General features: G+C 48.4%; 1 protein-coding gene. It reads left to right on the forward strand.

What is annotated here, in order from left to right; all coding sequences use genetic code 11:
• Positions 1-46: 46 nt before the first annotated feature.
• A partial coding sequence (locus G8O24_RS43110) for a P-loop NTPase family protein (RefSeq protein WP_202988844.1) occupies positions 47-382 on the forward strand: 336 nt, incomplete at its 3' end.

The following is a 382-nucleotide window of genomic DNA, read 5'->3' on the forward strand; positions in this document are numbered from 1 at the left end:
TACTATAGGTGCTCACCTAATTAAAGAGCATGGCTGGACTGTTTTGATGGCTAAGCCAGAGGAGGCTAATAAGAAAACGTACAAGCTGATGTGCGGCAAGATTGTCGGTAAGGTGTTTCACGACCCCAACATACAGTTTGACTACGACGCCTATGACAAAGCTGGAGTTCTTCTGCGCGGCAGGCTCAAGCTTATCAACATCTACCAGCACTTTGGCTGGGAGACGCTTAAGGCTGACATTGTGTTTGCTGCCACTAATGGGGTAGACGCTGTGTTCATTGACCCAATCACCAACCTGACTAACGGGATGAATGCTGCTGACGCCAACACGAAGTTGCAAGAAATAGCGCAAGAACTATCGGCTATGGCCAAGGACTTGAAC

Source organism: Bradyrhizobium campsiandrae (genome assembly GCF_014529705.1).
Classification (GTDB): Bacteria; Pseudomonadota; Alphaproteobacteria; order Rhizobiales; family Xanthobacteraceae; genus Bradyrhizobium; species Bradyrhizobium campsiandrae.